The following is a 6,000-nucleotide window of genomic DNA, read 5'->3' as shown; positions in this document are numbered from 1 at the left end:
GACGATGCGTGCGTGATGGACAATGCTGGAACCGCCCTTGAGTTTCTTTCGGAAAGTAACCCGTTGTACACGAACCTGCATCACCCCTTCCGGCGTTTGACACATGACGTCCTCCTCTATCGTGTATTGCAGGTTCTTCTTCATCTTCGTGACATAGACGACGCCGCGCTCCGTCATCTGCTGAAACTTCGCATAGTCGATGTAGGCACGATCCAAGGCAATGATATCCCCCCTGTTCAACGTGGCCGGCAAGAGCATAAAAGAGTCGTTGGTGGCTGCGGAAGTGAAGCGGATGTCCGATGGAACTCCCTCGTTGGCTTGGATTATACTGTGCACTTTGATACCCCCTTTCTTTTTACCTGTTTTGGGATGTCTGCCCACGCCTTTGAAGAGCAGGTTGGAGAAGAGGGTAATCGTTGTGGAGTCAATTATCTTCAGCCGTTTCATCCATTTCGGTTCATTTTTTCTTGTGCACAGCCGGCTGTCCGAAGAAAGAAGATGACGATGCTTGGCGTATAAATCCCTATAAACGGCCTCAAAGACCGCCTCCGAACGCCTTTTGTTTCCATCCGCCAAAGTGCTCCTTGAAGTCATCATGAAGATGCCGAGATGGCGCAGCTTACAGGCCTCGGCCTGAAGGGACGCGGTGATTTCACGTAGAGAGTCGAAACGCATGATGACGGCATAAAGCATCACAAGCAGATGAGTCCAAGCGTCAAAGCTCTTGACATAGCGTTCTGCGCCCTGTTCGCTGCTTATGCGGAGGATTTCGGACTTGTTCAACAATTTTATGATCTGAGAATAGAGCGGCTGTCCGCTAAAATGTGTACTTTTACCCATGGTTAAATGTTTTTTTGTCGAATACAAATTAACCATTAAGGGCTGACTTTACAAAACGAAATCAGCCCTTTACTTTTTGCCCTCTCCAAAAGAACGGCATATCAATCAAAAAACTTTTATCGGACAGCAATAATAGAGTAATAAAGAGAATGTGCTACGCATAATTCATTCGTTATTTATGGGTGTTTATAATATGAGTTTCAAATCCTTTGTCGCTTCGATATATTTGTCCATATCCTCGAAGAGTTTCTTGGGAGTTACCTTCGCATATACCTGCGTAGTTTGCAGGTTTGAGTGTCCCAGCATCTTGCAGATAGTCTCTATGGGTACTCCGACTTCCAGAGTGATCAACGAAGCGAAGGAATGCCTGCCGGCATGGTAGGTCAGGTCTTCCTTGATGTCGGCAAGAACTGCAAGGCTTTTCATCAGGCGACGTAGATTGGGGTGGTACAGCATTGGAAAGAGTGTCGGACGCTCATCATCCCTGTACTTCTCTATCAGGGTAAGAGCTTCGGGCAGCAGCTTGACACAGGCACGAAGCTCGTTTTTCTTGCGGCGGTATTTGAGCCATAGACTTCCTTCATCATTGGTGAAGAGATTGTTTCGTGTAACCGATACCGCATCAGCATAGGAAGTTCCCGTATAGCAGGCAAAGAGGAAGAGGTCTCTTGCCAAGATATGGGAGGTACGATGTTCGGGAATAACCAAGTCACGGATTTTCTCAAAGGATTCCCGGCTTAGGGCTTTTGGTGTATTTTCCTTTTGTTTGGGAAGACTGAAGTGTGCGAAGAAGCATCTGTCGGCATAACCTTCCTTGTAGGCTCTACGGCATACCTTCTTGACGATAGCCAAATAGTGTCGGCAGGTCTCTATGGCAAGTCCTTTATCGTCCAAGATGAAACTCTGATAGTCGTGAATGAACTGCTCCGTCATCTGACCGAAGACAATGTCTTTGGTGCGAAACTCCTTTTCGATGAACTCTGCCAAGGTTCTTCGGGTATAAATATAGGCAGGGTAGGTTCCCTTTGCCCGGTTTATCCCGATACGCTTCCTCAAATCTTCACAGACCACATCCGTCATTCCAAGCAATGTTACCTGTGTTTCGAGGCTTCCCTGAAACAAATTCTTGACCGCTTCTGCATCAAAATCCATCTTGCGTTCCACCAAGGTGTCGAATGCCGCATGAATGGAAAGCAACAGTTTGTCCAATTTGGCATTGACCTCCACGGCTTCATTGCTCTTGCCGTTCAATCGACTCTCACGAGGATTCCATAAATCGGGGATGCAGGAGATTTTGCAACTGAACTGCACCATTGAACGATTGACGGTGATACGCCCCATGATCGGAGCCTTGCCCGACTTGTCGGGTCTGCTCTTTTTCAGGTAGAGCAACACCTTGAATTTCTCTATCTTCATACGCTTTAATTTTATGGGCAAAATTATTCCTTATCAAAGCGTTCTTTGATAAGCAAAACATTGATAAACAGACAGAAAGAAACGAGATGAGAAAATTCTTCCAATAATCGTCACCTCAGTTTGTTCGGGAAACAACAGGATAACGATTTGGTAACTGAAAGGTCTCAATATCCCATACTGTTTTGCCTATCTCTATCTGTCGCAGAATATGGAAAAACGACTAATTCACAACCGGTTACCATATTTTCACCTATGTTCCTCTTACGCCTGCTTAGGCTTGTATTTACCACCTGGCGCGCCATACATTCGGTACGCTTGCTTTGAGTGCGGAAATTCCTATTGAGAGTATCGCCAAGATGATGGGACACGCTTCAATCGCTAGCACACAGATATAATTGCATAGAAAGGCAACTTCTTATCATCGGCTAAAATTCGATATTCAAACCGGCAGAAGCATAAGGAGATACTTGGAAATAGCATGACCTGTCCCGAAACATACTCTTTAAGCTCCTGTCAGTGATTTCCGCAGGGCGTATGACATGAATGCCGGCCGTGAGGGGAATAGAGATGCGTTTGCCGAGTTTTATTTCGGGGCGGAAGCCAGCGATAATGTATTGGTGGGAGAAGATTTTGTCTTTTCCGTCCTGCACTATCAGCGCCATTTGTCCCTTCATTTCCGCCACGATGTTCAGACTTAAATGCCTGTTCGCATTATATCCCGCCGACATTTCCACACCGTCCATCATCGAGATTTTTACGGTATATTTTCCAGCCGTCGCCCAGTTCAGGTAAAAGGCGGGGAACAGCATCGGATAGCCGAAGGAGTTATTCAAAACAATCCCCCCGCCCAATTCAAGATTCGGTTTCAGATGATAGATGAAAACCACTCCCACACTGCCCAAAACGTTCTTGAACCTGATTTTGGAAAGCTTAGTGCTCGGCATATAAATGCCGCCTCCGACGGTGGCGAGCATCGACCATCTGTCATTCAAAGGCCTTAAATGATTCAGGCTCAGGCCGAGGTTCATTATCTCGTCGATGACCAAAGGCTCCGTGAAACCTTTGTTATCGAGCCTTACATATGCTCCTCCCACACTGAGTGCCCACATGGTAGGGCGTTTGTTTTCATCGAGTTTCATCGACAGCGGAATATTGACACCGCCCTGATAAACAACCGCCGAACCTTTGCTGTTTCCCACTTTCCTGTCCGTATCGCCTTCTGTCATTCGATAATCCGATTCTCCGAAATATTCGGTTTTGAACATGATTTGGGCATTTAAGCCCGTGCAGGCAGCCATCATTAATTCTAAAAGCAATATTTTTTTCATCTTGGTATTTATGAATGAATAATAATAATCTGCCACAAAGTTATATGTCCGACCGCCATTTGCCAAAATCTCTTTGACGAATCACAGCCTTACCTTTGACGAATAATAATATATCTTTCATTTAATCCGTTAACTTTGCAGTATGAATATCGACTTGATAAAAAAAGACCGATACATTATTATCCCATTTTGGATATTGATGTTTTTTATTTTCTGGCTTCAGGTGATGCCGCAAACGGCGTCGGCACTCGAATCGGTGCTGTTTGCTGCACTTCTGATCATTACGATGTGCCCTGTTGCCAACTACCTGAGCGGACCTTTGCTGCTGCGAGCCATGAAACAGAAAGAAGCAGGGCGGTTTGCCGGGCAGTTTGTCGCGTTATCGCTGGTTGTGGGACTTGTCTTTGTGAGCTGCATCGAACTGTTTTCCGGTTTGGAAAAGGCGGGAGTGTTTCTCGTGTCAGGCTGTTTCAACTTGTCAGCAACGCAACCTTACGCCTTTTTCGTACCTGTTTCGGCGGGTGTTATCATCAATATCGCCATTTGTGGACTGCGTTTCTTTTTGGAATATGTCAGGTCGCAGCAGCGGCTTGCCGAATATCGGTTGTGCACGCTCAGGCATCAAATGACGCCTCACTTCATGTTCAACGTGCTGAACGACATACACGTGCTGATGCAGACCGATGTGGAACTGGCGTCGGAACTGCTGATAAGGTATTCCGAGATATTGCGTTATCAGCTGTATAGCGGAGACAGGCAAAGCGTAACGCTCGGCGAGGACGTGCAATTCCTGAAAGATTTCATTGCCGTGGAGCAGTTGCGCCGGGACGACAAGCTCACGTTGTCGTGTTCGTGGGAGATTGAAAACGCACAGGTGGAAATCCCGGCATTGCTCTTCATTGCGTTTGTGGAAAATGCGTTCAAGCATGTTGCCGGTGCTGATATGGAAAAGGGATATATCGATATTTGTCTGCGGCAGGCGGGCAGTACCATCTTTCTTGAAGTAAAAAACTCTAAACCGGCATTGCCTGCAAGAAGAACAGATACGGGAGGGAGGGGACTTAAAAACATAAAAGAGCGGTTGGATATACTCTGTTTCGGAAAATATGACTTGACAATCGATGAAACGGAAAACTGCTATCATACAAAACTTGTAATTGATTTCTAAACCGATGGTGGAAATGATATTGAAAACGAACCCGTACAGGATGAAATGTTTGGTGGTGGACGACGAGTCAATTGCCGTAAAAGGAATTGCGAACTATATCGGAAAGTTGGATTTTCTGGAAGTTGCCGCTTCCTGTTCGTCGGCGTCGGAGGCTGCCGAAATCCTCCGAAACAAAGAGATTGATCTGATGTTTCTGGATATTAACATGCCCCGTCTTTCAGGATTGGACTTTTTGGAGTCGTTGGATAAACCGCCATTGACCATCATCACCACGGCATATTCGGAATATGCGCTTGATGGTTTCCGATTGCACGTTACAGATTATCTGATGAAACCCATTGCCTTTCAGCGCTTCTTTCAGGCGGTATCGAAAGCACGGGAGATGTTTCTCCTGCAAAGCGGACGCGAAGAAACAACGGCTCCGGGCATGTATATCAGGCAGGGAGATTCCTTCAAGCGGATTGCATGGGAAGACATTCTTTACGCGGAGGGTATGCAGAACTACGTAAGACTGCATTTCGAGGACAGGGTTTTGACCATTCACCAAACCATGACGTCTTTAGAAGAAATGTTGCCCCGAGAAGCCTTTTTCAGAATACACCGATCCTTTCTTGTCAACATATCCCATATAGATACCATTTCGGGAGGGCGGATTTTCATGGGTGGGAAAGAACTTCCCGTCTCAAAGCAGCGAAAAGACGAGCTGTTGCGGTCTGTTGTGTATAAGAATCTGATAAGTAAATAGCAATGACAGTACGAGAAACTCATTGAGAGTTCTTTTGTATGTGTACCAAAGGCAGTCGATATGGGAGCAGAATCCTTTGCAGAGTATGAATAATAAAAAAAATCAAGTATGTATGGCAAACTTCCGAATAAAATGGGATCACTCAATAAGAACGAGAGTGTGTCCAAATGGTCATATTCTCTTTTTCTGCACAAAGCCCCGACTTTCTCAAGCCAGGGCTTTACTATTTCCTAAAGTTTTTATACCTTTAGGCATTCAAAATTGTCTTGTTATCGCGCATCTGCGTCCACAAATACCCCCATCGCCGTCGGCCGCACTTATGTATGCGATGAATTTCTACCTAAATCTACCTGATTTCCGCATAGTTTCATCCACAAATAACCCCATCGGGGTTAGTCTTTTGGTAGGGCAGGGTTGACGCACAGCGTCAACCCTGCATCAGATGGTAGGTTAATTTTCAACCCCTTAGGGTTGGTCTTTAAAAATATTGTTGTATATGAATT

At 45.7% G+C, this 6,000-nt stretch carries 5 protein-coding genes and 1 pseudogene; 3 read left to right on the top strand and 3 right to left on the bottom strand.

The genetic code is table 11. The annotated features are described in order from the left end of the window. Both GCWU000325_RS00980 and GCWU000325_RS00975 read right to left on the bottom strand, forming a co-directional pair. Positions 1-840 (bottom strand): DUF4372 domain-containing protein (locus GCWU000325_RS00980; protein ID WP_040598724.1); only part of this gene is annotated, 840 nt, incomplete at its 3' end. Positions 841-1,026: 186 nt separating this feature from the next. Further along, positions 1,027-2,256 carry a site-specific integrase gene (locus GCWU000325_RS00975; protein ID WP_006254035.1) on the bottom strand — a complete coding sequence of 410 codons (1,230 nt, stop codon included), beginning with the start codon at positions 2,254-2,256 and terminating at the stop codon, positions 1,027-1,029. 284 nt (positions 2,257-2,540) lie between these two features. Between GCWU000325_RS00975 and GCWU000325_RS12605 the strand changes: the two are divergent. Next, positions 2,541-2,648 (top strand): annotated as a pseudogene (locus GCWU000325_RS12605) (tyrosine-type recombinase/integrase); the annotation flags it as partial. A gap of 33 nt (positions 2,649-2,681) precedes the next feature. On the opposite strand, the gene GCWU000325_RS00970 reads toward GCWU000325_RS12605, so the two are convergent. Continuing rightward, positions 2,682-3,584: a DUF6268 family outer membrane beta-barrel protein gene (locus tag GCWU000325_RS00970; protein WP_006254032.1), complete on the bottom strand. Its 903-nt coding sequence runs from the start codon at positions 3,582-3,584 to the stop codon at positions 2,682-2,684. A gap of 142 nt (positions 3,585-3,726) precedes the next feature. Here GCWU000325_RS00970 and GCWU000325_RS00965 point away from each other — a divergent pair, with 142 nt between their 5' ends. Beyond that, positions 3,727-4,752, top strand: a complete 1,026-nt coding sequence (locus GCWU000325_RS00965) for a sensor histidine kinase (protein ID WP_006254031.1) — start codon at positions 3,727-3,729, stop codon at positions 4,750-4,752. A 4-nt stretch (positions 4,753-4,756) separates the two neighbouring features. Continuing rightward, positions 4,757-5,497 (top strand): LytR/AlgR family response regulator transcription factor, encoded by a 741-nt coding sequence (locus GCWU000325_RS00960; RefSeq protein WP_006254030.1) that lies wholly within the window; start codon positions 4,757-4,759, stop codon positions 5,495-5,497. Positions 5,498-6,000: the final 503 nt, after the last annotated feature.

Source organism: Alloprevotella tannerae ATCC 51259 (assembly GCF_000159995.1).
Taxonomy (GTDB): Bacteria; Bacteroidota; Bacteroidia; order Bacteroidales; family Bacteroidaceae; genus Alloprevotella; species Alloprevotella tannerae.
The sequence above is the reverse complement of the archived record's forward strand: the minus strand, read 5'-3'. Positions and strand labels throughout refer to the sequence as shown.